We start from the raw sequence: 24,254 nt of genomic DNA on the forward strand, positions 1-24,254 counted from the left end.
GGTCTGACATGTTTTTAATTCTGCGCTTCGGAGAAGTCATTTGAAACGGATCATCCTTGGGCTGATCGGAGCCGGTGTCGTGGTCTACGGCGGAACAGTGGCCTACCTGACCCATTTCGATCATGCCGGAGCGCCCGAACTTTCGGCCTCCTCTCCCACTCTCAAAGATCCGGTCGCTCATGCCGCCTTCGATGTGTTGCGGGAAGCCCGGTGTGACTACTGCCATACCAAAGACGCCAACCTCCCCTTCTACTTCCGCGTGCCCGTTGCCAATCAGCTCATGCAGCATGACCTGGAACAGGGTTTGCGGCATTTCCGTATGGAGCCGGTGATCGCCGCCTTCCAGGAAGGCCATTCGCCAAGCGAAGAACAGCTTTCACGCATCGAAGAAGTTATCCGCCAAAACCGGATGCCGCCCACGATGTATCTGCTCATGCACTGGCACGCTCACCTCTCGGAAAGCCAGCGTAACGCCGTGCTGGCATGGATCGACGCTGAACGCCGCGCGCATTACGCCGTGAAGGGTGTTGCCGCCCGCTTTGCGGCCGAGCCTGTTCAGCCCATCGCCGAAAGCTGGCCGGTCAATGCGGACAAGGTCGAACTGGGACGCAAGCTGTTCTTTGACAATCGCCTCTCCGGCGATGGCACACTCAACTGTGCCAGTTGTCATGGGCTGGACAAAGGTGGTGTGGACAATCTGGTTACAGCAACCGGTATCCACGGGCAAAAAGGCCCGATCAACGTTCCGACCGTGTACAACTCGGTTTATAACATCGTGCAGTTCTGGGATGGACGTGCCGCCACATTGGCGGAACAGGCGGCCGGTCCCGTCATGAATCCAGTGGAAATGGGTTCCCACGATTGGGGTTCGGTTGCCGCGCGTCTTGCCGGCGAACACGATCTGATGGCGGCGTTCGCGTCGGTCTATCCGAACCAGCCGGTCGATAAGGACACCATCACGGACGCGATCGCGGAATATGAGAAAACACTCATCACACCGGACAGCCGCTTCGATCTGTACCTCAAGGGAGATGAAAGTGCCCTGACGGATCAGGAAAAGCACGGGTACGCCCTGTTCAAGAGCATCGGCTGCTCAGGCTGCCACAATGGCCCGTCGATGGGTGGTGGTGCGATGGAGGTCATGGGACTGGAGCATGATTACTTCAAGGATCGTGGAACGCCTCTCACCAACGCGGATGCTGGACGATTTAACGTCACGCATGACCCGCTGGATCGCTCGCGCTTCCTCGTGCCGACCCTGCGCAATGTGGCTCTCACCGGTCCATGGTTCCACGATGGCAGCGTGAAAACACTGGAAGACGCCGTGCGCAAGATGGCGAAAGATCAGACGCCAGCAGGCGATATTTCGGATGCCGATGTCGAGGCCATCACCGCGTTCCTGAAAGCCCAGACAGGACGCTATCATGGTGTGCCACTGGATCAGGTCAAACCTACGGCTCAGTAATCAGCCAGCAATCGGACACGATGAAAAAGGGAGGCTTAAAGCCTCCCTTTTTCATTACGGCGCACACTGTCGCCACTCATGAGCTATGAGCTGTCTTATCTTGTCATCTTCTTACACAGAAACTCCTGTCCTTAGCCTTCGTTGGTTTTCATGAGATTTGCAGGCCTCTTTCTTCGGACAACATCGAAGGAGCAAAGGATATGCGGCTACGTAATGTGGGACTCTGTGTGATTGCGGCCCTGAGCTTTTCACTCATCGCCTGTAGTGAGCACCACCCTCATCACGGCTGGCGCGATGGGCGCGCGCAACGCAGCGCCGGAAGCTATGGGCCACCGCCTCCACGCCGTGAGCCGGGAGATAGCGCACCAACGGTACCAGGATCGTATGGACACTATACACGCTAACAACGTTTCACCCGATCCTTGCGGGGAACCAAGCATGCCACACTGTAATATTTCAAGATTACTGGCTGTTCTCGCCGTCATTCTGCTGTCGAGCTGCGCACACCGGCATCATCGCCATTGGCAAGATGAACGATCAGGTTATCGGGCAGATAACTACGGTTATTCCAATACCGGCCCAATGCACGTTCCAAGTGCCCTCGGCCCCGGTGGTCGCTATGGGCAGAGACCCGACGATTACCGCTAACCTATTTTGTCACGCTTGAACCTGACGGCCGCACATCGGCATAGGCGTCAGAGACCCCTCTCAACTACGCCCCGCAACGCTACCCCTCATTCCCACGCCCTGAACGGGAGAAGAGACCGCCACCCGCTCCGTCTTCGGCGGCCCGTATATCTCCCGCGCACGTCGGATAAACGCCGAAACCATCAGCCGAACGGCCTCGTTGAACACCACCCCGATCGCGCTTTGGAGCAGGCGCGAGCGAAACTCGAAATCCACGAAGAAATCGACAACGCAGCCATTTTCATGAGGCGCAAACGCCCACACGTTATTGAGATAACGGAACGGGCCTTTTTCGTACGTCACACGAATAGAATTTGGACGATCTAGCGCGACGCGAGATGTAAATGTCTCCCGAAACGGGCCGAACCCGACCGTCATATCCGCTACCAGTTCTTGTGACGTGCTCATTTTCACACGAACATTGGTGCACCACGGCAAAAACCTTGGGTAATTGCCCACATCCGCCACAAGATCGAAAATCTGCTCCGGTGTATAAGGAAGAACGCGCCGTTCGGAATGGGTCGGCATCAGGCCACCTCGCCCGCTGCCGCCTTCATGCGCAAATGGGCCTCCCGCGCTTCCCGCAGCGCCGCAAAATCGGCGTCCGCGTGATAGGACGACCGCGTAAGCGGTGTGGCGCTAACCTGAAGGAACCCTTTTGCACGCGCCATTGCGGCATACTCCTCGAACTCTTCCGGCGTCACGAACCGGGCGACAGCCGCGTGCTTGACCGTGGGCTGAAGATACTGCCCCATGGTGATAAAATCGATATCCGCTATGCGGAAATCGTCCATCACCTGTGCAACCTCCATTTTCTCCTCTCCTAGCCCCAGCATCACACCGGATTTGGTGAAAATCGACGCATCGAGCTGCTTCACCCGGTCCAGAAGCCGAACCGACTGATAGTAGCGCGCGCCGGGACGAATGATGGGATAGAGACGCGGGACGGTCTCGATATTGTGGTTGAACACATCGGGCCGCGCTTCCACAACAACCTCCAGCGCCCCGGGCTTGCGCAGGAAATCAGGTGTCAGCACTTCGACCGTGGTATCGGGGGAGGCCCGGCGTATGGCCGTGATGACGTCCGCAAAATGCCGCGCGCCGCCGTCCTTGAGGTCATCACGGTCCACAGAGGTAATGACCACATGACGCAGGCCGAGCTTGGCCACTGCGTCCGCCACACGCTGCGGTTCGTCCTGATCGAGCGCATGGGGCAGACCGGTGGTCACGTTGCAGAACGAACAGGCGCGGGTGCAGATCTCGCCCATGATCATCATGGTGGCATGGCGCTGGGACCAGCACTCCCCAATATTGGGGCAGGCCGCTTCCTCACACACCGTCACGAGCTTGTTGTCGCGCATCAGCTTGCGCGTCTCATGATAGACCGGATGACCGGGCGCCTTCACACGGATCCAGTCCGGCTTGCGCGCAATCGGATTATCCGGGCGATGCGCCTTTTCCGGATGGCGCGTCGCCGGTGTTGTCTTGCGATGATCTATGAGAACGCGAACGCTCATCTGTCCCCTGCCCCGGCAAATCGTCCCCAGAAGCTGTGACGCGCCGCCCCGATCGTCAAGCACTCTCTCCGCAAGCCTGCGCGAGCGAGACAGGAAATGCCGTGCATGGTAGCAGGAACGCGACACCATAATGAACGCACCGACGAGTGGCTCCGCCCCGGAGCACCGGAAAGACAGACCGTGACCACACCCTCCCATCTCGAACGCCTCAATCCCGAACAGCTTGCCGCCATCGAGACGACCGAAGGGCCGCTTCTCGTTCTGGCGGGTGCCGGCACGGGCAAGACACGGGTGTTGACCACGCGCTTTGCCCATATCCTGCTCTCGGGTCGCGCCAAGCCATGGCAGGTTCTGGCTGTCACGTTCACCAACAAAGCTGCACGCGAAATGCGCGAGCGCATCTCGTTCATCCTCGGCGCTCCCGCCGAAGGGCTGTGGTTGGGCACGTTCCATGCCCTGTGCGCGCGGATGCTGCGCCGCCATGCGGAGCATGTGGGGCTGACCAGCGGCTTCCTCATTCTCGACACCGATGACCAGTTGCGTCTGCTCAAACAGGTGATCGAACCTTGGCGTGTGGATGTGAAACGCTGGCCGTTGCCCGGACTGATGGGCATCATCCAGCGCTGGAAAGACCGCGGACTGACCCCAGACGCAATTACACCCGCTGAAAACGTGGATTACGCCGACGGTCATGCACGAGCGATCTATGCCGCCTATCAGACCCGGCTGCGCGAACTCAACGCCTGCGATTTCGGTGATCTGATGCTTCACATGGTGGAAATCCTGCGCAAGCACCCGGATGTGCTGGAGCAGTATCACCGGATGTTCCGCTACATTCTGGTGGATGAATATCAGGACACGAACACGGTGCAGTATCTCTGGCTGCGCCTGCTCGCCCGCCGTCCCGGTGACGTGTCCAATATCTGCTGCGTCGGTGATGACGATCAGTCGATCTACTCTTGGCGCGGTGCGGAAGTGGAGAATATCCTGCGTTTCGAGCAGGACTTCCCCGGTGCCACCATCGTCCGGCTGGAGCGCAACTATCGCTCTACCGCGCATATTCTCGGAGCGGCCGCAGGGCTGATTTCCCACAACGATGGACGACTGGGCAAAACCCTGCGCCCCGGACGCGAAGACGCACAGGGCGAGAAGGTCCACATTGTCGGCGTATGGGACTCGGACGCGGAGGCCCGTGAGGTCTGTGTGCGGATCGACCGCCTTCGGGCGGAAGGTCATCCCTTGGGTGAGATCGCCATCCTTGTCCGCGCCGGTTTCCAGACCCGCGCGTTCGAAGAGCGACTGGTGCAGACCGGCATTCCTTACCGAATCATCGGTGGTCTGCGCTTCTATGAACGGGCCGAAATCCGCGATGCGCTCGCTTATATGCGCGCATTGGTCAATCCGGCCGATGACCTCGCCTTTGAACGGATCGTCAATGTGCCCAAACGGGGCGTCGGAGCAGCGGCACTCCAGAAGATGCATGTGCAGGCACGCACACGGCAACAGCCTCTCGCCCCCACGCTGGCTCAGATGCTTGAAGAAAAGCTGATCAAGGGAAAATCCGCCGACAAACAGGCCGAACTGATGACGGCCTTCGCAAATGCCCGTGCCACACTGGCCAAGGAAGGCCATGTCGTTGCCGTGGAGATGCTGCTGGAAGAAAGCGGCTATCTCGATATGTGGCGCAACGACACCGCGCCCGACGCGCCCGGACGGGTGGAAAACCTGCGCGAACTGGTCCGCGCTCTGGCCGACTTCCCCACTCTTGGCGAATTTCTCGAACATGTCTCACTTGTCATGGATGGAGAAGGCGCGAGCGAGGATCAGAAAGTCTCCGTCATGACGCTCCATGGCGCAAAGGGACTGGAGTTCGACACCGTGTTCCTGCCCGGTTGGGAAGAAGGCGTGTTCCCCTCCCAACGCACGCTGGACGAAGGCGGCAACAAGGGACTGGAGGAGGAGCGCAGGCTGGCTTATGTGGGCATCACCCGCGCGCGCCACCGACTGACGATCGTGCACGCGTCCAGCCGCCGCATTTACGCCAACTGGCAGGAATCCATGCCCAGCCGGTTCCTAGACGAACTGCCTGACGAGCATGTAGAGCGTGAAGGCGAAAATGCCACACGACAGGCGCGGCGCGATCACTCAGGCCTATTCTCATCAAGTGTATTTTCCGATGACATCAGCGGCTCCATGTCGCCCTTGGTGGCCAAGCGCCGCAAGCGGATGCAGGAAGAACTGGCCGCCAGCACGCCGCAGATTCAGGTCGGTACGCGGGTCTTTCACCAGAAGTTCGGCTATGGCGTGGTGATCGAAGCCGATCGCGGCGCAACGGAAGTCTCATTCGAGAAATCCGGCGTCAAGCGCGTGATGTCGTCCTATCTTCAGCCGGTCGCGGACTGATCGCCTCTGGCGCTCCCGCCCCTCCCCCTGATAGGAAGCCGCACCCGGCCCCTGTCCGCGCCGGATACGACACCCGCCGGGAGAGAAAGAGCTGCCATGACCATCAGCCGCCGCCGCCACGCGACCGAGCTTGAAACCATTTCCGTCGTGGTGCCGGAAGCGGCTGTAGAAGCCTATGAATCCGCCATCAGCATGGTCTGCACGACGGTGGGCATCTTCGAATTCGACGAAGAAGAACGCATGTGGCGGATCGAAGGCGTCAAGGACGTCGGTCATGCGGAAGCCGAATTGGCCACGGCGCTTGCGCTGGCGGAACTGACAAGCGGTGTGTCCGTGCCGCTCGAACGCTCGCACACGGAATCCGAAGGCTGGCTGGCGCGGACCTATGAATCCTTCCCAGCACAGGAAGTGGGCAAGCGCTTCATAATTTGCGGCTCGCATCTGGACGCACCACCAGCCACACGCCGCATTGTCGTGACACTGGACGCGGGCATGGCCTTTGGCTCGGGGGAACATGGCTCAACACGTGGCTGCCTGCGGGCGCTGGAAGGCGTGGCTCACCGCAAGCCACAGCGTATTCTGGATCTGGGCTGCGGTTCGGGCATCCTCGCCATGGCAGCGGCAACCCTGCTGCACCGTCCGGTGCTCGCCACCGACATCGATCCCTGGTCGGTGCGCATCACCCGCGAGAACGCAGCCCGCAACGGTCTGTCCCGCCTGATCGATGCGCGTTACAGCAACGGCTGGTCCGCCCCCGCCATCCGCAAGGCCGCACCGTATGATCTGGTGTTCGCCAATATCCTCGCCCGTCCGCTGTGCCTGATGGCCAAGGATCTGGCGGCACATCTTGCTCCCGGCGGCACGGTGATTCTTGCCGGACTGCTGAACACACAGGTCCGTATGGTGCTGGTCGCCCATCAGCGGTGCGGGCTGGTGATGGAACGTCGCCTGCGTGAAGGGGACTGGGCAACGTTGGTGCTGCGCAAGCCTTTCTGATCTTCGCCTATCCGCTCCAGCGACACGTAAGGCCGCCTCATGATCCGTCTCGACAACATCAGCAAACATAACGGCCACCGTGTCATCTTTATCGAGGCCTCCGCCGCCCTTCAGAAAGGCGAGAAGATTGGACTGGTCGGGCCAAATGGTGCCGGAAAGACCACGCTGTTCCGACTGATCACGGGACAGGAAGAACCCGATGAAGGACAGGTTCTGACAGATCGTGGGGTCACGATCGGCTTCTTCAATCAGGACGTGGGAGAAATGTCTGGCCGCAGTGCCGTGGCTGAGGTGATGAACGGCGCGGGAGCCGTCGCGGACATCGGCACGGAACTGGCAGAACTGGAAGCCGCGATGGCGGACCCGGAGCGGTTCGATGAGATGGACGCCATTCTGGAACGCTTTGGCGAAGTGCAGGCGCGTTTCGAGGAACTTGGCGGATACGCGCTGGAAGGCCGGGCGCGCGAAGTCCTGCATGGACTTGGATTCAGTCAGGAAATGATGGACGGCGACGTGGGCCGTCTTTCCGGCGGCTGGAAGATGCGCGTGGCGCTTGCCCGCATCCTTCTTATGAAACCGGACGTGATGCTGCTTGATGAGCCAAGCAACCATCTCGATCTGGAGAGCCTGATCTGGCTGGAGCAGTTTCTCGCAGGTTATGACGGCGCGCTGCTGATGACCTCACATGACCGCGCCTTCATGAACCGCGTCATCAACAAGGTGATTGAGATCGATGGCGGCACACTCACGAGTTTTTCTGGCGACTACGAATTTTACGAACAGCAGCGGGCGCTAAACGAGAAACAGCAGCAGGCGCAATTCGACCGGCAGCAGGCGATGCTTGCGAAAGAAGTCGCATTTATCGAGCGTTTCAAGGCCCGTGCTTCCCATGCGGCACAGGTGCAGAGCCGCGTGAAGAAGCTGGACAAGATCGACCGCGTGGAACCGCCCAAGCGTCGGCAGGCATTGTCTTTCACGTTCCCACAGGCTCCACGTTCTGGTGACGCCGTGGTCAATCTGCGTGGTGTGGACAAAAGCTATGGCAACCGCGTGATTTACAAAGGGCTGGACCTACTGATCCGCCGTCAGGAACGCTGCTGTGTGCTGGGTGTAAACGGCGCGGGCAAGTCCACGCTGCTGAAGCTGGTGACAGGCACAACGGAGCCGGACGCCGGCACCGTGACGCTCGGCGGCAGTGTGAAGATGGGATATTTTGCACAGCACGCCATGGATCTGCTCGATGGTGACCGCACCGTGTTCGAGACGCTGAACGACGCCTTTCCTCTTGCGGGACAGGGATCGTTGCGGGCGCTGGCGGGTGGCTTCGGATTTTCCGGTGACGATGTGGAGAAGAAGTGCCGCGTCCTGTCAGGCGGTGAAAAAGCGCGGCTGGTGATGGCTCTGATGCTCTATGACCCGCCGAATTTCCTCGTGCTGGATGAGCCAACAAACCATCTCGACATTGCCACCAAGGAAATGCTGATTTCAGCCTTGGCCGACTACGACGGAACGATGTTGTTCGTGTCGCATGACCGACACTTTCTGGCGGCATTATCCAACCGGGTGCTTGAACTGACACCAGACGGGCTTCACCGATATGACGGGGGCTACACGGAATACGTGGCCCGGACCGGGCGGGAAGCGCCGGGACTGCATGAGTAAAGGCCCGGTCTCCTTTTGACATCAATCATTTTTATGATCCCGCATATGCATAGGCTCCGCCTCTTTCCAAGGCACGCCGCCACGCCGGTCGTGCATGGATACGCCGCAGAAACGCGCTCACATGCGGAAGATGCGCTCCATCTGCCCGCGCGCATGCGATTTCCAGTGGAAAGCTCATCTGAATATCGGCAGCCGTGAAGTCACTGCCCGCAAACCATCCAGTTTTTGCCAACGATTGTTCCCAGAACTCCATATGACGCTTGATTTCCGGCCGAAGAAGCTGCGCCTGCACACCTTTGGAAATAAGTGAGGCGATTGGCCTGACCAGAAATGGCACCTTCGAGGGAATCATTCCGAAGATAAGCTTCATCACCAACGGCGGCATGGCCGAGCCTTCCGCGTAGTGCAGCCAATAGATGAAAGAGCGATAATCCGGAGTGCCGGAAGCAGGACGCAGGCGTCCGTTCCCATGTTCATCGAGAAGATATTCGATAATGGCACCGCTTTCCGCCAGCGTGACATCTCCCTCCGTAATAATGGGGGATTTGCCCAAAGGATGGATCTTCCGCAGTTCTGGAGGCGCCTGCATGGTCTTGGGATCACGCTTGTAGAACCGAATGTCATACGGCACGCCAAGCTCTTCAAGCAGCCACAGCACACGTTGTGAGCGGGAATTTTCGAGGTGATGCACAGTAATCATGGGCAATCGTCCTAAACACGCCACGTGCAAAACGCAGCTTGGAACAGTAGGACTCAAGGCAACGCAGAAACGAACGCTTGCGTTCAGGACGAAACTGTAACGCAGAAATCAGGCGATTTTACCAATAAAAAAAGAGCGCCACTTCGGACGCTCTTTTTTCAGGTCAGTCAACATCTCACATCAGAGATCGTTGATCTTACCCTTGACTGTACCTTTTACATTTTCAACTTTACCTTTGACCTGCTGGGCCTTGCCCTCAGCCTCAAGTTCCGCATTATTGGTCGCCTTTCCAACGCCTTCTTTCACGGAACCCACGACCTTGTCGGTGGTGCCCTTAATCTTGTCGCTCAGTTCACTCATCGGTCATTCTCCCTGACACTATGCTGCCCATTTAACGGGGCCTGTGACAGTGACAACGCGTTCCGTCCTGACAGGTTCATCAATTACCAGTAATTCACATTGCCGTTTCAAAGGTTCCAGCATCGGCCCGGATTGCAGAAATATCGCCAGCCCGCATCTTCTTGCTCAGCGGTCCACCTATTCCCCCAGCCCCTGACTCCGCACCAACCGCGCATACAGCCCGTCCGCCGCCATCAACTCCGCATGCGTGCCGCACTCCATCGCTCTTCCATCCGCCATGGCCACCACCATATCGGCCGAGCGCACTGTGGAGAGACGATGCGCCACAATGATCGTCGTGCGACCAGCCCGAAGTTGCGCGAGTGCGTTCTGCACCAGCGCCTCGTTCTCACTGTCCAGCGCGCTTGTGGCCTCATCGAGCAACAGCAGGCGCGGATCGCGCAGCAGAGCGCGCGCCAACGCCACCCGCTGTCTCTGCCCGCCGGACAACCGTCCACCGCCGGGGCCAACAATCGTGTCATACCCATCAGGCAGTGCTTCGATGAAGATGTCCGCCGCCGCCATTTCCGCGGCGCGGCGCATGGCCTCATCGGTGGCATCCGGGTGCCCCATCAGGATGTTTTCCCGCACGGACACATCGAACAGCAGCGGATCCTGACTGACATAAGCAATGGCGTCGCGCAGCGCGTCCAGCCGCAGATCACGCAGATCCACCCCGTCCAGTGTGATCGCACCCTCTGTCACGTCATGCAGACGGGGAATGAGCGAAAGCGCGGTCGATTTCCCCGCCCCCGATGGCCCAACGAGCGCCACCGTCATGCCCGGCTGCGCCTCGAATGACAGGTCCGCAAGTCCACTGCGTCCGTCAGGGTAACGAAATCCCACCTGATTAAAGCGCAGATGTCCTTTTCCCGCAGGCAACGGACGGGCGGATGCGCGTTCTGTCACGGTAGGCTGTTCGTCAATGAGAGAAAAAACACGCGAAAGTCCGGCCAATCCTTCCTGAAGGGCTGCATTCAGTGCTCCCAGTGCACGCAAAGGACGAGCCGCCAGAAGAAGTGCTGCCACAAAGCCCGAAAAGTCCCCCAGCGTCGCGCCTCCCATGGCCGCGCGCCAGCCGGCAAAACCAAGCACCGCAGCCACGGCCACGCCCCCCAGCGCCTCCATCAGCGGATCGATCCGCGCCCGCCCGCGCATGATCCGGAGGAAAGCCTCGTGCAGCCGATCGAACGCGGTCTCGGCGCGTTGTTCCTCGCGGGATTCCAGTCGATAGACGCGGACGGTGCGCGCCTGCGCGAAACTTTCCGTCAGAAAAGCTGCGGTCGCACCCACCTGCTCATTCACATTGCCAGACGCCCGGCGCACCCGCTTGCCAAGTTTCTGAATGGGGACGGCGGCGATGGGGTACAGTAACGCCGCGATCAGGCTAAGTTCCCAATCCATATAAATCATGGAGGCGATCAAGCCGATGACCGTCACCACATCGCCCACGGAGTTGACGGCGCGGATCATCGCCTCGCGAATGGAAATCGCATCGGTCGTGAAACGGGCGGCCAGTGCTGCGGGAGCATCTTCCTCCACCCGCGCGACATCCGCCGTCGTCAGATGCCGGAACATCTCCCCCTGAAGACCGCGAATGACAACCAGAACCAGCCCCTGAGTGGCGAGGGTCTGCCCATATTGGGCCGCTGCCTTGGACAGGGTGATGGCCACGATCAGCAGCGGCACCTGATACAGAATCCGCTCATCGTGGGAGGAAAACATGTCCAGCGCGCGCTGGATCACCAGTGGATAAAGCGCCGTCAATCCGGCCATCAGGACTGTCAGCACAAACACCGAGACGATCCGTCCGACATGCTGACGCACCTGATCGCGCCAGAGCCGTATCAGCAGGGTGTTTGTGTCATCCTTCACAGGCGTGGACGCTTGCGAAGAGGAAAGAATGGGGCGTGGTAGCGCAGCGTTCATCAGCGTGCTCTACCAGCGCCCCACGTCATGGAAAAGGCGCGAACTCCACGCAGGCAGAGCAAAACCGCTGGCACATCAGGCGGCAAGCCTGCGTTCCAGCCATTCAAGACAGACGATCCTGTCCGCCACACAGCCGCCCGCCTCCCACCACGCACGCACCGCCGCGAGATGCCGCCCCACTTCCGGACCGGGAGCTATGCCAAGCGCGAGCAGATCACGCCCGGCCACAGGAAACTCCGGCACACGGCGAGTCCCCAATGCCTTGAGCAATCCGTCCCAACCGGGTTCGTCCTGCCCTCTTTCGCGCACCTGCGCACGCGCCAGCCACGCTCTTCCCAACGCCACCTCACGCGGCACCCGAGCCAGCAGGCGCGCCGTATCAGCGTCCCCTTGCATGTCTCCGGGTGTCACTGCAGCACCGTTGCACACCGCCACCACGAACGCGGCCTCTGTGCGTGACAGCCGCAACCGCTTGACCGCTGCCTCCACATCATCGCCTTCAACATGAGCTCCTTGCAGGAGTGCTGTGAGCCGAAGCAATCCATCGGCGGGCGCACCGGACGCCAAGAGAGCCTCCACACGCCGCACCGCAGCGCTGCTTTCCGTTTGCAGTTCCGGCAGACAGACACGCAACACGCCTGTCGCATCCATCAACCCGAGTGTCTCGCCCACGCGCGGACCGCTGAGGATACGCTTGAGTTCAGACCAGACACGCTCGACGGACAAACCGGCAATCAACGCTGCCCCCGCGCTCACGGCCTGCACTGTGGCGGCATCCCGTGCGCCACGACCATAGCGGGCCTCGAACCGGAAATACCGCAACACCCGCAGCGCATCCTCACGGATACGAAGAGCGGCGTCGCCCACAAACCGCACCCACCCCGCCTTCAGATCGGCGCGACCGCCAAAAAAGTCATGCACTCGGCCTGTGGGATCACAGGACATCGCGTTGATGGTGAAATCCCGACGCGCCGCATCCTCACGCCAGTCCTGTGTCCATGCGACCTCCGCATGACGCCCATCCGTCTTCACATCCCGCCGCAAGGTCGTGATCTCGAAACCGCATCCTTCGAGCACAGCCGTCACCGTCCCGTGCGCGAGGCCGGTGGGAACGGCCTTAATCCCCGCACTCTCCAGCCGCTGCATCACGTCTTCAGGCGGTTCAGGTGTGGCCAGATCGAAGTCGCTGACAGCCCGACCGGCCAGAAGGTCACGAACAGCCCCGCCTACCAGCCTCGCCTGCGGAAGTACCTGCCATATCCGCTCCAACTGTGGTCGGACGGACAAAGCGTCCAACGCAAGGCAGCCTTCATTATTCTGCGTCATTCCGTGGGTGCGTCGGGACAGTTGCGGGGGGTGCAGGCAAGAGGAAAGAACACGCCCCCGCTCCACACACCAAGGCAGGCCTGCCCCTCATGGCACCCCGGCTCCGCCAACGCCGCCAGTTCGTACCACACAGGCCGGGAAATACGGGCAAGCAGCGGCAACTCACCTTCTTCCTGCCTGACAGTGATATAGGGAGGCGGCGCACTGTCGCAGGCGTCGAGCGGCACATCCCATTTGGCGATCAGGGGATGACGGGCATCCGCCGTCACCACCTCATCCACATTGGTGCGAAAACACAGCCGCTGCTCACGCCCCTTGCCGCACCATTCAAGCTGAACCGCCACGAAAGGCACGTCTTCCACGTCGATGGTACCGGCTTCCACCGGGGTGCGCAGCCAGTAATCCCCATTGAGCGCGCGCGAAAGCGCGGAGGCAAACAGGCAGACCATCGGCTTGCGACGAATGGGTGTGCCCCTGTAGAGCCACACCCCATCGCGGCGGATGAGAAAGGGAAGCTTTCCACACTGACGCGGCGTCCGACCTTGCGGAGGTTTTTCCGGAAGAAGCGCCTTGCCTGCGGCTGAAGGATCGGCTGTCACGTCAGATTAACTCACATGTGTTTGCCTGAGCATCTTCCCGATATAGGGTTGCGTCGCCTTGATGTAAGCCCCGGACCTGTCAGACTGGACTCATGACGCATCAGATCCTGCCGATTCAACCTCTCCTCGCCCCCGAAACGGGCGCGCCTTCAACTCCCGACGCCACGGCACTGGCGCAGGAAGCCGATGTCATCGCAGGCCTGCTGCAGGAAGTGCGCACTGAGATCGGACGGGTCGTGTTCGGGCAGCGCGACGTGGTGGACCAGGCACTCGTCAGCATCCTCTCCGGTGGTCACGCCCTGCTGGTCGGCGCACCGGGATTGGGCAAGACCCTGCTGGTGACAACGCTTGGCACCGTTCTCGGGCTGGATTCCCGGCGCGTGCAGTTCACGCCCGACCTTATGCCCTCCGATATTACCGGCAGTGAAATCCTCGATGAGGACGCCTCCGGCCATCGCAGCTTCCGTTTCATTCCGGGTCCGGTTTTCTGCCAGCTTCTCATGGCAGACGAGATCAATCGCGCCAGCCCACGCACCCAGTCCGCGCTCTTGCAGGCCATGCAGGAGCACAAGGTCGCGATCGCCGGCACGGAATATCCCCTTCCCCGTCCGTTCCATGTGCTCGCCACACAGAACCCGATCGATCAGGAAGGCACCTACCCGCTGCCGGAAGCACAGCTTGACCGCTTCATGCTCCAGATCAATCTCGCCTTCCCCGATGAAGCCGACGAACGCGCCATGCTGCTCGCCACCACGGGTAACGCCCATGTCCAGCCGCGAGCGGTGCTGAGCGCCGAAAAGCTCATTGCCGCCCAGATGATGGTCCGTGCCCTGCCGGTGGGCGAGCGTATCGTGGACGCCATTCTGAAACTGGTTCGCATGGCGCGGCCCGAGACTTCCGACGTTGAGCAAGTGCGCGACGCCATTGCATGGGGCCCCGGCCCACGTGCGGCCCAGACGCTCATGCTGGCCACACGCGCCCGTGCCCTTCTGGATGGACGCCTCTCGCCCAGTCTCGACGATATCGCAGCGCTCGCCGTCCCGGTTCTTGCCCATCGCATGGCGCTGAGCTTCTCCGCGCGCGCGGATTCCACCCGCGTCGAGGATGTGATCGCCGGGCTTGTGCAGCGTCTGGGCTGATCTTGGCGACTTCTCCCCGGACAGGACTGTTCGCCCGCGCGCGCTCCCTTTTGCAAGAGGGTAAGGCGTCCTCAATCGACGCCCTCTCTTCCACGCAGGCACGAACAGCCGACACTCACACCTCCGAACCGGCGCTTCTCGCAACTGAGGCCGATCGGCTGGCGGCCCCTCTTCCTGCCCTTGTCATGGAAGCCGAACGCATTGCCGCCACGGTGGCCACCGGACTGCATGGCCGTCGCCGCGCCGGTCCGGGTGAGACGTTCTGGCAGTTTCGTCCCGCACTACCCGGTGAGTCCGTCTCACGTATCGACTGGCGGCAATCCGCCCGCAGTCATCGCGCGCAGGTGCGTGAAACCGAAGCCGAAAACGCACAGACGATCTATCTCTGGTGCGATCTCTCCCCTTCTATGTTCTGGCGCTCCAACGCTCGCACCCTGCCGCTCAAACGCGACCGGGCCATTTTGTTACTGCTGGGCATCGCAAGCCTGCTGGAACGCAGCGACGAACGTGTGCGTCTGCTCACGCCACAAGGGCCGGCCATGCTGCCACCGGGTGCGGGACGGATCGCCATGCGGATCGGTCTGACGCTGGAAACGCTCGCCCGACAGGATTCCCTTCCGGCTCTGCCAGCCGCCATCGCTCTCCCACGCCATGCCCGTCTGATCGTCGCCAGCGATCTGCTCTGCCCCGACCAAGATCTCGACACCCTTCTGCGCGGTCTTGCGGGCAACGGCATCGGGGCGCATCTGATTCAAATCCATGATCCCGCTGAACGGGCACTGCCATGGTCCGGTCGCGTGCGCTTTGAGGGCACGGAAGGCGAGCCGCCCATAACGCTGCCCCGCGTCGAAACTCTGCGCGAAGACTATGGCACATTGTTCGATGAGCGCGTCCGTAAGCTGCGCACGCTGGCCGACCGCTGTGGACACACGCTCCTGACCCATTCCACGGATATGTCCGCGGCATCGGCGCTGCTGACACTGGGCACGTCCCTGCAAAGTCACCGGACAGGAGGGCGCGCCTGATGTTCTTTCAGTTTCCGGCCCTTCTCGGAGCGCTCCTCGTGCTTCCGGGCGTCTGGTGGCTGCTTCGCACCCGCCCACCCGCGCCGCGCACGCAGGTCTTTCCACCCATTGCGTTGCTGACACGGCTGAAACCTGCACGCGATGACGCCGCCACGCCTCCCTTATGGCTACTGCTACTTCGACTGGCTGCTGTTGCCCTACTGATTCTCGGCCTCGCCACCCCTGTCATTTCGGGACGTCCCGTGCCTCTGCCCGGCTCCGGCACCCTTGTCGTGCTGATGGACAACGGTCTGTTTTCCGCCGCCGACTGGCCCGCCCGCACCGCCGCCGCCCACGCTGTGCTCGATGCCGCCGGACACGCTGAGCGCAAGATCGTGCTGCTGCCGACAGCTCCCAATGGTTCTGCGTCTCCGACGAACGAACCCCTTCTTCCTCCAGTTCTTTCTGCCGAAGAAGCCAGCCATCGGCTCGATGCACTGCGTTCTGCGCCGTGGGCTCCTGATCGCGCCCGAACAGCGGCCACTCTTCGGGCCTTGATGGCCGCCCATACTCCCATCGGAGCTGTGATCTATTTCGACGATGGCGTCGCCACGCCGGGCAAAGCGGGCGCCGTCGCCGACAGAACACTGGCTGCCGCTCTGGCTGCCACAGCGCCCACACAGGACATCCGCTTCCCCGACAGCCAGCCCATGGTTCTGACCGGCACACACACACCGGATGAAGGCGCGGACAGTGGCGTGATGGCGCAGCTCATCACTCTGCCGCAGGCAATGAGCCGCCATGTGCGTATTCGCGCTCATGGACAGGACGGTGGCACATTGGCCGTAACGGATGTGGCGATCCCAGCCGATGCGGCAAGTGCCCCTGTCTCCGTCGCGCTCCCCACCATCATGCGCAACCGTGTGGACCTGCTCAGCGTGGACGCCACGCCTTCCGCTGCCGCTACCCTGCTCCTCGATGAAGGGGACCGCCTGCGCCCCGTCGGTCTCGTCTCGGCGTCCGCAAGCGGTGACACGCCTTTGGTCGGCACGCAATTTTACCTGCGCCGTGCCCTCACCCCCACGGCGGATTTGCACACAGGCACTGTCGCGTCACTCGTGTCACAGCCCCTGTCCGTGCTTATCGCTCCCGACGGCAGCCTGACGGATGGCGAGACCCGTAAACGTGTGGCGGACTGGGTTCGCAAGGGAGGCACTCTCATACGTTTTGCCGGACGCACGCTTGCAGGCAACGAAGACAGCGCCAGCGAAACGGACGACACGGATTCGTCCACTCAGAAAAACGATGTTGCCACAACTCTGCTGCCGGTATCTCTGATGCCAACAGCGCGCCAGCTTGGCGGCGCCATGTCATGGGGCAAGCCACAGCCCCTGACTGCCTTTCCCGAGACCTCTCCTTTCCACGGATTGCCGATTCCAAAGGACGTGACCGTCTCGCGGCAGGTGCTCGCGCGGCCTGCCCCCGATCTGGACAGCCTCACATGGGCACGTCTGGCGGACGGCACGCCGCTGGTTACTCACACTCCTTTGGGTAAGGGCGAAGTCGTGCTGTTCCACGTCACGCCCACGGCGGACTGGTCCAATCTGCCGCTTTCCGGTCTGTTCGTGGCCATGCTGGAGCGCCTCGTAAACCACGCAAGCGGCGTGGACGCTCCAGCCGATACCGCCATCCTGCCGCCCGTCCTGTCGCTGGACGGAGACGGCGCACTTGGACCGCCACCGCCGTTCGCTCGGGGGCTGGCCGCGAACCTGTTCGGCAGCACGCCACCATCGCCCGAGCATCCGCCCGGTCTTTATGGCAGCCGTTCCGCACGGCGCGCGCTCAATGTGGGCGACACGCTACACACTCTTTCAGCCCTTCCAGCTATCGGTGTTTCCGCCACTCCGGCTGGACACCAACCAGATCGTTATCCGGGACCATGGCTACTGGCATTGGGGCTGTTGCTTCTGCTGATCGACGCCATTTGGACATGGCGACTGCGAGGTTTTTCATTGGGTCGGTCCAGCACACGCGCGTCCCTTCTCGTCCTGCTTCTCGTCGCACAACTCACTCCGGCATTCGCGCAGGACGCCGTCCCCCTGCCGCAGTCAAGTCCTCCACCGTCGCAAATTACAGAACCGGTTCCACAGGCCGCCCTTGAAACGCGCCTGGCCTATGTCCTCACCGGCAACGCGGAGGTGGACTCCGTGTCCCGTGAAGGACTTCAGGGGCTTTCGGATTACGTCAACGCCCGCACCTCCGCCGTGCTGGGACACCCGGACGGCGTACGGCCGGGAAAAGACGATCTCGCCTATTATCCACTGCTTTACTGGCCCATCACGCCCGACGCTCAGGTCACGCCTGCGGAAACCGCCGCCCTTTCCACTTTCATGGCGCGTGGCGGCATGATCGTCATCGACACGCAGGGGGTGGACCCGGACACCGCCCGCAACGATGAAACCGGCTTTTCTGGGGACGCCCCCGGCAGCACCGCTGCCCTACGCCGCGTCACTGCGGGCCTTCCCATCCCGGCGCTCGCCCGGCTCGACGATCATCATGTACTCAGCCACACATTTTATCTGCTGCACGATTTCCCCGGCCGCTACGCCGGACAGCCCGTATGGGTGGCCCGTGAGGGAGAAGCCGAGAACGACGATGTGAGTCCCGTCATCATCGGTAGCGCCGACTGGGCGCATGCCTGGGCAGTGGATCAGAACGGCGACACGCGCTTTGCGGTTCTACCGGGCGGTGACGAACAACGGCGCACAGCCTATCGCTTCGGAGTGAACGCGGTGATTTACGCCCTGACCGGCAACTACAAGGCGGATCAGGTTCACGTCCCCGCCATCCTGCGCCGGCTGGGGGAGTGAAGACACATGCCTGATTTCTTCACCCGTTCGCTGAATTTCGCACCTTTCCTGCCCCGTTGGGCGCTGATCGCGCTCGCTGCTCTCGTTGTCGTGCTCACACTTACCGGAGTGGTGGCCCGGATGCGGGGCACGCTGCTCCGTGCCCTAGCCGCTGTCATCATTCTGGTGTGGCTGACGGGTCCGCAGACGCTGCACGAAACCCATCATGATCTGCCCGAAACGGCGCTGGTGATCGTGGACCAGACACCTTCGATGACACTGGAGAAACGGGCAGCGATTGCTCGCGCTGCAGAGCGCCTTCTGGGGGAGAAAACACCACCCGGTCTCAGCCTGCGCGCGATCACCGTGCATGGTGAGCAGAGCGGTGGCACGCGACTGTTCGATGCGCTTTCACAAGGTGCCGCCGATATTCCGCCCGAGCAGTTTGCCGGCGCGGTGATGATCACCGACGGTCAGACACGCGATACACCCGCCAATGTTCCCGAGCGTCTCGTCCCCAAAGATTCTCACGGTCATGAAACGACACTTCCGCTGCATGTTCTTCTGACGGGAAAGGGCGAAGAAACAGACCGCCGTCTGCGCATCCTTCAGGCGCCGCCCTATGCCATCGTTGGGAAAACCGCAACGCTGCGCGTGCAGGTGGACGATCTCGGTCCCGGCACACATGACGGCACGCCCGCCACCGTCACGCTCACGAAAGATGGGGAACCCGCGCTAGAGGTTCCCGTGCGTACAGGGGAGCCGCAGGATATCCAGCTTCCCCTCACCCATCCCGGCGAAACGCTGGTGGGGCTGTCCGTCTCCGCGCTGCCCGGAGAAGTCTCTACGCTGAACAATCAGGATGTGGTCAGCATCAACGGCGTGCGCGACCGGCTGAAAGTGCTTCTCGTCTCGGGCACTCCCAATCAGGGCGAGCGCGTATGGCGACGTCTGCTCAAGGCCGACCCGACCGTCGATCTCGTCCACTTCACCATTTTGCGTCCGCCCGAGAAGGATGACGGCACGCCGCTGTCCGATCTCGCGCTGATCGCCTTTCCCGTGCAGGAACTGTTCGAAAACAAGATCGACCAGTTCGACCTCATCATTCTCGACGGTTTTGAGAACCGTCACATCCTGCCACCACGTTATCTCCGCAACATCGCCCGCTTCGTGCGTAAGGGCGGAGGATTGCTCCTGATCGCAGGCCCGGAGTTTACCGGCCCTGGCTCGCTTCAGGAAACGGCTGTGGGCGATATCCTGCCCGCCCATGTGCCGCCCGTGCTCTATGACGATCCGCAGGCCGCAAGCGCCAGCATTGCCGTGCGCCGCTTTCGTCCTGAACTCACCGATGCCGGCCGCCGTCACCCCGTCACGGCGGAACTGCCCGGTGCCCCTCCAGCACGGGCCACTGACACCACATCCGACAAGGAAATCACGGGGCAATGGGGCCCATGGTATCGCGCACTGAAAGCGGATTCAGCCCATGGCGAGGTGCTGATGAGTGGTCCCGACGCCTCGCCTCTCCTCGTGTTGGATCATGTGGAGGACGGACGTGTGGCGTTGCTGCTGTCGGATCAGATCTGGCTGTGGTCCCGTGGAGAACTCGGGGGCGGCCCACAGGCGGAACTGCTGCGCCGTATCTCGCACTGGCTGATGAAAGAGCCGGATCTGGAGGAGGAACGGCTCGAAGCACGAATTGAAGACGACACGCTGACAGTAACACGCCATAGCGAACAACCCACGCCGCCTTCAGTGGTGAGTGTCACCGCGCCGGATGGCACGAAGACGACACTCGTCTTTCACCAGCTTTCCCCCGGTGTCGCATCAGCGTCTATGACCGCGCGCCTGTCCGGCATCTGGGAAGCCGATGACGGTCAACACAAAGCCTATGCCGCCCCACGTAGCACGGACCCACAGGAATACGATGATCTGCGCGTGACAGCGGAGCGCATCGCACCGATCGTGAAGAAAAGCGGCGGCACTCTGGCATGGCTGGGTGACAATCCAGCGGCGCCCGTCATGCCGACAGTGCAACTAGGCACACCCGCAGGCCAACAGGGAACGCTCATGTTTCCAGTGCGGCATGCGCATGTGCTGACCGGCACCAGCAGCACGCCCCTCATTCCCGCGTGGCTGGCGTTGGGGCTCGCTCTCCTGACACTCGGTCTGGGCTGGTACCGAGAAGGGCGTGGCTAACGTTCTCCCTTCCTTCGTCTTTCCCCAGGGACGACCCTCGATGACCGCTCACCGACGCACCAGCGTCGGGAGCGAGGCAGCGCGCCATCGGAATGGCGAACAATGAGAGCGCACCCGTGACAAGGAAGCCCACGTCGAAATCGCTTCCCGTCACCTCCACATGCCCCTGCATGAGCCGTGAAATTGTAACGGCCAGCACTGCCACGCTGATGCCAGCTGAAAGCATGATCTGCTGAAACGTGGAATAGAAGCTCGTGGCCGCACTCATGTGTGTTTCGGGCAGATCGGCATAGGCTATCGAATTATAGGCCGAAAACTGGATGGCCTGCATGATACCCGACGCAAACAGGATGATCGGGATCACCCACAGCGGCCAGCCGGGCCGGATACAGGCCAGCAGCCCGAACACAAACGCTGCACCGCCGCCCGTCACCATCATCACGCGTCGAAAACCGAACCGCCGGAACAGTTGTGGTACCCGCAGACGGGCCACGACAGCCCCGAGCGGCGCCGCCAGCATGATGAGACCACTGCGTGCCGCGTCCAACCCAAGAGAAAGCTGGAGCAGAGAAGGCATCAGAAAGGGAAACGCCCCCACCGCCAGACGAGATGCCGCCCCTCCCAGCACAGAAAGACGGAAGGTGGGCACTTCCATCAGTCGAAAATCCAGCATCGGCGCCCGGTAGCGGCACATATGCCGGTAACAGACGACAAACAGGACACTTCCGGCCAGCAGAAGAACAACGGACAGCCAAAGTGGCCGTGTGGCATGACTGACAAGTTCGGCTCCGAACGACAACAGCGCGAGACTGCCCCCCGCCAGAGCGAAGCCTTTCCAGTCGAATGGAGGCGGTCGATCCTCCCGCAACTGCGGGATGTAGCGCCACGTCAGCCAGAGCCCGATGAATCCGACCGGCACATTGACGTAAAATGCCCAGCGCCATGACAGCAGCGTGGTGATGACACCTCCAATCACCGGTCCCAGCATGGGGCCGAGCGTGGCGGGCATCATCATCCACATCATCACGCCCAGCAGTTCACTGCGTGGCACGCTGCGCAAAAGCACGAGCCGCCCCACAGGGGCCATCAGCGCGCCCCCCATCCCTTGGAATATCCGCCCGAACGCGAGCAGTTCCAGATTTCCGGCAACACCGCACAGCATGGAGCAGGCCATGAAAAGAGTAATGGCCACCATCAACGTCGTGCGGCTCCCCAGACGGTCCGCCACAGCGCCAGACGCGGGAATAAAGATCGCCAGCCCCACGATATAGGAGGTGAGCGCCACAGAGGTCAGGACAGGATCGACGTCCAGCGAGCGCGCAATGGAGGGAAGCGCTGTGGCCAGTATCGTGCCGTCAAGCTGCTCCATGAACAGCAGCGACGCGACGGTCAGTGCGATGATGCGCGAGGGTGTCAGGGAGATCATGAAGTGCGACACTCTCTTTCTCGTAACATGACCCGGATATTGCCATCACGATGCCCCCGAACTCATCACGAAGCCGAGCGTTCGGATCATGGCAGGCGGCAGAACCCGAATGGTCAACCGCTGAAAAACATTGCCATGGCCCGTAGTTGGGCCTCCTACTAAGCATGTCGTCGCGGTCCGGCCCGTCCGTACCGCGGATCAAAGAAGAGGAAAGTTTCATGGCTGACAACAGCATCAACCCCACCGAACAGAAGGTCGAAGGCGTGGTCGATCAGGCCAAGGGTCGCGTCAAGGATGCGGTCGGCGGCCTGACGGGCGATGCAGGCATGCAGGCCGATGGCAAGATGGATCAGTTCGCTGGCATGGCGCGCGAAGAGTTCGCCGATCTCTACGAAGAGGGCGAAGGCCTGATCGAAAAGGGCGTCACCTTCGTGCGTGACAAGCCGCTTCTCTCGCTGGGCATCGTCGCCGCCGTTGGCACTCTTCTGGGCTGGCTCTTTTTGCCGCGCGGCAAGAAAGCCTGAACGAAAACGGAACGGATGCCGTACAAAAGCGGCATCCGTTTTTCTTTGCGCGATTTTTTCCTCCGAGTCGCAACTTTTTACCGCCCGACTCTTGCGCCGCTCCCCCATTCAATGGTTTTTCTGACTTACCGAGTCGCTGATGGCACGACTCGGCGGTTAACAACGAGTCGTTAAAAACATTGACGGGGGCACATGCCGGACTTTTCACTCGAACTCGAACACGGTGGCCGCGTCGCGGGCGTGGACGAGGTCGGATGCGGTCCGCTGGCTGGTCCCGTCGTAGCCTGCGCCGTGGTGTTCGGCGCTGGTGTGCCCGACGATCTCACATCCACACTGGATGATTCGAAAGCCCTGACGGCACGCCGCAGAGAAATGCTGGCTGAGCGCTTGCCTTCCGTTCCCGGCATCGAAATCGGCTTGGCTGCCGCTTCAGTGGATGAAATCCTCCACCTGAACATTCTTCGCGCCGCCCAACTCGCCATGAAACGGGCTGTCGAACGCCTGCCCTCGCCTCCAGTTCTGGCGCTAGTGGATGGCAATCGTGTGCCGCCGCTCAACGTGCCCGTGCGCACCGTAGTGGGTGGTGATGCCATCAGCCTGTCGATTGCAGCCGCCTCCATCCTCGCCAAGGTCACGCGTGACCGCATCATGGAGCGGCTCGACACGCGCTGGCCCGGCTACGGCTGGGCGCGCAACGCGGGATACGGCACCAAAGCCCACCGCGAGGCCATCGCTTCGCAGGGCTGCACACCCCATCACAGACGCGGCTTCGGCACTGTCCGCAAGCAGCTTGCACTCACCCTTGCCACCGGAGAACCAGCATGAGCGGCGCTGCCACACTGAAGACGGAGCTTCCGCTCGACCAGATTCTCCGCGGCGAATGTGTGGAAACGATGCGTTCCCTGCCGTCCGGCAGTGTGGACTGCATCTTCGCCGACCCGCCATACAATCTTCAACTCAAGGGAGAGCTTCGCCGCCCCGATGACAGTGTCGTGGATGGCGTGGACGATGACTGGGACAAGTTCTCCGACCTTGCGGCCTATGACCGTTTCACGCGCGAATGGTTGAGCGAAGCTCGCCGTCTGCTGCACAAGGACGGCACGATCTGGGTGATCGGCTCCTATCACAACATTTTCCGCCTCGGCGCGATCCTGCAAGATCTAGGCTTCTGGATCCTCAACGACATCGTCTGGCGCAAGTCCAACCCGATGCCCAATTTCCGTGGTCGCCGTTTCACCAATGCGCACGAGACCATGATCTGGGCCGCGCGCGACCAGAGCAGCCGTTATCGCTTCAACTATCAGGCCATGAAGGCGCTGAACGATGATGTTCAGATGCGCTCGGACTGGTATCTGCCTCTTTGCACCGGCAATGAACGCCTGCGCAACGAACACGGCCTGAAACTGCACCCCACGCAGAAGCCCGAAAGCCTG

At 61.4% G+C, this 24,254-nt stretch carries 19 protein-coding genes; 11 read left to right on the forward strand and 8 right to left on the reverse strand.

Annotation, left to right across the window (positions count from 1 at the left end):
• The first annotated feature begins 40 nt into the window (after positions 1-40).
• Positions 41-1,465, forward strand: coding sequence for a cytochrome-c peroxidase (locus tag KUA11_RS14190; RefSeq protein WP_217411396.1), 1,425 nt, complete (start codon positions 41-43; stop codon positions 1,463-1,465).
• A gap of 708 nt (positions 1,466-2,173) precedes the next feature.
• On the opposite strand, the gene KUA11_RS14195 is transcribed toward KUA11_RS14190, so the two are convergent.
• On the reverse strand, positions 2,174-2,680 hold the full coding sequence (locus KUA11_RS14195; protein ID WP_217411398.1) for a type II toxin-antitoxin system RatA family toxin: 507 nt from the start codon (positions 2,678-2,680) through the stop codon (positions 2,174-2,176).
• A complete protein-coding gene (gene lipA / locus KUA11_RS14200) occupies positions 2,680-3,669 on the reverse strand; it encodes a lipoyl synthase (protein ID WP_217411400.1) in 990 nt (329 codons plus the stop codon). Before lipA ends, KUA11_RS14195 begins: the two co-directional genes overlap by 1 nt.
• Before the next feature lie 105 nt (positions 3,670-3,774).
• On the opposite strand from lipA, the gene KUA11_RS14205 reads away from it, so the two are divergent.
• The 3 genes from KUA11_RS14205 to KUA11_RS14215 all read left to right on the forward strand — a co-directional run bounded on the left by KUA11_RS14205 (position 3,775) and on the right by KUA11_RS14215 (position 8,730).
• The gene (locus KUA11_RS14205; protein ID WP_217411402.1) at positions 3,775-6,072 is read left to right on the forward strand and encodes an ATP-dependent helicase; all 2,298 of its coding nucleotides are present in this window, start codon (positions 3,775-3,777) and stop codon (positions 6,070-6,072) included.
• Between the two features lie 96 nt (positions 6,073-6,168).
• Complete coding sequence (locus KUA11_RS14210; protein ID WP_217411404.1) at positions 6,169-7,068, forward strand: 50S ribosomal protein L11 methyltransferase; 900 nt, start codon at positions 6,169-6,171, stop codon at positions 7,066-7,068.
• Between the two features lie 39 nt (positions 7,069-7,107).
• A complete protein-coding gene (locus KUA11_RS14215; protein ID WP_217411406.1) occupies positions 7,108-8,730 on the forward strand; it encodes an ABC-F family ATP-binding cassette domain-containing protein in 1,623 nt (540 codons plus the stop codon).
• Between the two features lie 31 nt (positions 8,731-8,761).
• Here the strand turns inward: KUA11_RS14215 and KUA11_RS14220 are convergent, their stop codons facing one another.
• From KUA11_RS14220 to KUA11_RS14240, 5 genes are all read right to left on the reverse strand, one after another.
• Positions 8,762-9,430, reverse strand: a complete 669-nt coding sequence (locus tag KUA11_RS14220; RefSeq protein ID WP_217411408.1) for a glutathione S-transferase — start codon at positions 9,428-9,430, stop codon at positions 8,762-8,764.
• Positions 9,431-9,610: 180 nt separating this feature from the next.
• Complete coding sequence (locus KUA11_RS14225; protein ID WP_217411410.1) at positions 9,611-9,790, reverse strand: CsbD family protein; 180 nt, start codon at positions 9,788-9,790, stop codon at positions 9,611-9,613.
• Positions 9,791-9,967: 177 nt separating this feature from the next.
• A complete protein-coding gene (locus tag KUA11_RS14230) occupies positions 9,968-11,758 on the reverse strand; it encodes an ABC transporter ATP-binding protein (protein ID WP_217411412.1) in 1,791 nt (596 codons plus the stop codon).
• Between the two features lie 75 nt (positions 11,759-11,833).
• Complete coding sequence (locus tag KUA11_RS14235) at positions 11,834-13,084, reverse strand: CCA tRNA nucleotidyltransferase (protein ID WP_217411414.1); 1,251 nt, start codon at positions 13,082-13,084, stop codon at positions 11,834-11,836.
• The gene (locus KUA11_RS14240; protein ID WP_217411416.1) at positions 13,081-13,683 is read right to left on the reverse strand and encodes a DUF1285 domain-containing protein; all 603 of its coding nucleotides are present in this window, start codon (positions 13,681-13,683) and stop codon (positions 13,081-13,083) included. The genes KUA11_RS14235 and KUA11_RS14240 overlap by 4 nt, the downstream gene beginning before the upstream one ends.
• A gap of 92 nt (positions 13,684-13,775) precedes the next feature.
• Between KUA11_RS14240 and KUA11_RS14245 the strand changes: the two genes are divergently transcribed.
• Genes KUA11_RS14245 through KUA11_RS14260 form a run of 4 tightly spaced genes read left to right on the forward strand, consistent with a single transcriptional unit; the run spans position 13,776 to position 20,871 of the window.
• Entirely contained in the window at positions 13,776-14,822 is a 1,047-nt protein-coding gene (locus KUA11_RS14245; RefSeq protein WP_217411418.1) for an AAA family ATPase, read from the forward strand.
• 2 nt (positions 14,823-14,824) lie between these two features.
• Positions 14,825-15,847, forward strand: coding sequence for a DUF58 domain-containing protein (locus tag KUA11_RS14250; protein ID WP_254454950.1), 1,023 nt, complete (start codon positions 14,825-14,827; stop codon positions 15,845-15,847).
• Positions 15,847-18,696, forward strand: a complete 2,850-nt coding sequence (locus tag KUA11_RS14255; RefSeq protein ID WP_217411420.1) for a DUF4159 domain-containing protein — start codon at positions 15,847-15,849, stop codon at positions 18,694-18,696. The genes KUA11_RS14250 and KUA11_RS14255 overlap by 1 nt, the downstream gene beginning before the upstream one ends.
• A gap of 6 nt (positions 18,697-18,702) precedes the next feature.
• On the forward strand, positions 18,703-20,871 hold the full coding sequence (locus KUA11_RS14260) for a VWA domain-containing protein (RefSeq protein ID WP_217411422.1): 2,169 nt from the start codon (positions 18,703-18,705) through the stop codon (positions 20,869-20,871).
• On the opposite strand, the gene KUA11_RS14265 is transcribed toward KUA11_RS14260, so the two are convergent.
• Positions 20,795-22,297, reverse strand: coding sequence for an MFS transporter (locus tag KUA11_RS14265; protein ID WP_217411424.1), 1,503 nt, complete (start codon positions 22,295-22,297; stop codon positions 20,795-20,797). The two genes, KUA11_RS14260 and KUA11_RS14265, sit on opposite strands and share 77 nt — an antisense overlap.
• Before the next feature lie 218 nt (positions 22,298-22,515).
• Here KUA11_RS14265 and KUA11_RS14270 point away from each other — a divergent pair, with 218 nt between their 5' ends.
• The 3 genes from KUA11_RS14270 to KUA11_RS14280 all read left to right on the forward strand — a co-directional run.
• A complete protein-coding gene (locus KUA11_RS14270) occupies positions 22,516-22,821 on the forward strand; it encodes a CsbD family protein (protein WP_217411426.1) in 306 nt (101 codons plus the stop codon).
• A 192-nt stretch (positions 22,822-23,013) separates the two neighbouring features.
• Positions 23,014-23,646 (forward strand): ribonuclease HII, encoded by a 633-nt coding sequence (locus KUA11_RS14275; protein WP_217411428.1) that lies wholly within the window; start codon positions 23,014-23,016, stop codon positions 23,644-23,646.
• On the forward strand, positions 23,643-24,254 hold a 612-nt coding region (locus KUA11_RS14280; protein ID WP_217411430.1), incomplete at its 3' end, for a DNA-methyltransferase. The genes KUA11_RS14275 and KUA11_RS14280, both read left to right, overlap by 4 nt.

The organism is Acetobacter estunensis (assembly GCF_019083805.1).
Taxonomy (GTDB): domain Bacteria; phylum Pseudomonadota; class Alphaproteobacteria; order Acetobacterales; family Acetobacteraceae; genus Acetobacter; species Acetobacter estunensis_A.

Bases quoted from the DNA above. Each gene is read 5' to 3' on its own strand.
- KUA11_RS14195 (WP_217411398.1), bottom strand. From the start codon at position 2,680: ATGCCGACCCATTCCGAACGGCGCGTTCTTCCTTATACACCGGAGCAG.
- lipA (WP_217411400.1), bottom strand. From the start codon at position 3,669: ATGAGCGTTCGCGTTCTCATAGATCATCGCAAGACAACACCGGCGACG.
- KUA11_RS14205 (WP_217411402.1), top strand. From the start codon at position 3,775: ATGGTAGCAGGAACGCGACACCATAATGAACGCACCGACGAGTGGCTC.
- KUA11_RS14210 (WP_217411404.1), top strand. From the start codon at position 6,169: ATGACCATCAGCCGCCGCCGCCACGCGACCGAGCTTGAAACCATTTCC.
- KUA11_RS14215 (WP_217411406.1), top strand. From the start codon at position 7,108: ATGATCCGTCTCGACAACATCAGCAAACATAACGGCCACCGTGTCATC.
- KUA11_RS14220 (WP_217411408.1), bottom strand. From the start codon at position 9,430: ATGATTACTGTGCATCACCTCGAAAATTCCCGCTCACAACGTGTGCTG.
- KUA11_RS14225 (WP_217411410.1), bottom strand. From the start codon at position 9,790: ATGAGTGAACTGAGCGACAAGATTAAGGGCACCACCGACAAGGTCGTG.
- KUA11_RS14230 (WP_217411412.1), bottom strand. From the start codon at position 11,758: ATGAACGCTGCGCTACCACGCCCCATTCTTTCCTCTTCGCAAGCGTCC.
- KUA11_RS14235 (WP_217411414.1), bottom strand. From the start codon at position 13,084: ATGACGCAGAATAATGAAGGCTGCCTTGCGTTGGACGCTTTGTCCGTC.
- KUA11_RS14245 (WP_217411418.1), top strand. From the start codon at position 13,776: ATGACGCATCAGATCCTGCCGATTCAACCTCTCCTCGCCCCCGAAACG.
- KUA11_RS14255 (WP_217411420.1), top strand. From the start codon at position 15,847: ATGTTCTTTCAGTTTCCGGCCCTTCTCGGAGCGCTCCTCGTGCTTCCG.
- KUA11_RS14260 (WP_217411422.1), top strand. From the start codon at position 18,703: ATGCCTGATTTCTTCACCCGTTCGCTGAATTTCGCACCTTTCCTGCCC.
- KUA11_RS14265 (WP_217411424.1), bottom strand. From the start codon at position 22,297: ATGATCTCCCTGACACCCTCGCGCATCATCGCACTGACCGTCGCGTCG.
- KUA11_RS14270 (WP_217411426.1), top strand. From the start codon at position 22,516: ATGGCTGACAACAGCATCAACCCCACCGAACAGAAGGTCGAAGGCGTG.
- KUA11_RS14275 (WP_217411428.1), top strand. From the start codon at position 23,014: ATGCCGGACTTTTCACTCGAACTCGAACACGGTGGCCGCGTCGCGGGC.